The sequence below is a fragment of the Streptomyces sp. NPDC060027 genome (genome assembly GCF_042737005.1).
GTDB lineage: Bacteria > Actinomycetota > Actinomycetes > Streptomycetales > Streptomycetaceae > Streptomyces.
On record NZ_JBHWVI010000455.1, the window covers coordinates 1 to 1537 of the forward strand.

Consider the following 1537-nt stretch of genomic DNA (forward strand, 5'->3'; position numbering starts at 1 on the left):
ATCCCGGCCCGCTCGAACGCCTCCCACGACGTCTCCAGCAGCAACCGCTGCTGCGGGTCCATCGCCAGCGCCTCACGCGGCGAGATCCCGAAGAAGGCCGGGTCGAACTCGGCAGCCTCGTGGAGGAAGCCGCCGTGGCGCACGTAGGACTTGCCGGAGCGGTCGGGGTCCGGGTCGTAGAGGTTCTCGACGTCCCAGCCGCGGTTCTCGGGGAATCCCGAGACCGCGTCGCCGCCGGAGGCGACGAGGCGCCACAGGTCTTCGGGCGACCGCACGTCACCGGGAAACCGGCAGGCCATGCCCACGATCGCGATCGGCTCGTCCGCCGTTCCGGTCACCGCGGCGACCGCGGCCTCGGACTGCTCCTGGACGCCCAGTGTCTCGGCGAGCAGGAAGCGGGAGAGCGCGACGGGCGTGGGGTGGTCGAAGACCATGGTCGCGGGGAGCCGCAGCCCGGTCGCCGTGTTCAGCCGGTTGCGCAGTTCCACCGAGGTGAGCGAGTCGAAACCGGCGTCCTGGAACGCGTGTTCCGGCTGGACGGCCTGGGCCGAGGCGTGGCCGAGCACGGCGGCGACCTCGGTACGCACCAGGTCCAGCACCACCTGCTCGCGTTCGACCTCGGACAGCCCGGCCAGCCGCCGGCCCAGCGATCCCTTCGGCGCGGTCCTCGCCGTGCGCCGCGCGGTGCCCCGTACCGGGCCGCGCAGCCCTCGCAGGACCGGCGGCACCGTGCCCTGCGGCCCGCCCAGGTCCAGCCTCAGCGGGGCGACGACGGCCCGGTCCAGGGTCAGTGCCGCGTCGAACAGCCGCAGTCCTTCGTCGACGGCCATCGGGGCCAGGCCCACCCGCTTGAGCCGGGCGAGGTCCGCCTGGTCGAGCCGGTCGGCCATGCCACTGCCCTGCTCCCACAGGCCCCATGCCAGCGACGTGGCGGGGAGCCCCCGGGCGCGGCGGGCTTCGGCGAAGGCGTCGAGGAAGGTGTTCGCCGCCGCGTAGTTGCCCTGTCCCGCGCTGCCCAGGATTCCGGACACCGAGGAGAAGACGACGAACGCCGACAGGTCGCTCGTCAGTTCATGGAGATTGAGCACGGCGTCGGTCTTCGGGCGCAGCACCTTCTCCATGCGCTCCGGGGTGAGCGCGGCGATCACTCCGTCGTCGAGGACGCCGGCCGTGTGCACCACGGCCGTCACCGGCGTGCCGGACAGCACCTCGGCGAGGGCGTCCCGATCGGCCACGTCGCAGGCCGCCCAGCGCACCTCGGCGCCCCACGCGGCCAGTTCGGCCTCCAGCTCGACCGCACCGGGTGCGTCCGCGCCGCGACGGCTGAGCAGCAGCAGACTGCGCACACCGTGCTCGGCGACCAGGTGCCGGGCGAACAGCCCGCCCAGCGCACCGGACGCGCCGGTCAGCAGGACGGTGCCGGAGCCGAAGTCCGGCGTGCCGGTGGCGGTCCCGGTGGCCTTCACCAGGCGCGGTACGAACACCTCCCCGTCGACCACCGCGAACTGCGGCTCACCGGAAGCGAGCACGGCGGGCA

1 protein-coding gene is annotated in these 1537 nt (G+C 73.7%); it reads right to left on the reverse strand.

What is annotated here, in order from left to right:
- Positions 1 to 1537 (reverse strand): SDR family NAD(P)-dependent oxidoreductase (locus ACFWBT_RS42965; protein WP_385710271.1); only part of this gene is annotated, 1537 nt, incomplete at both ends.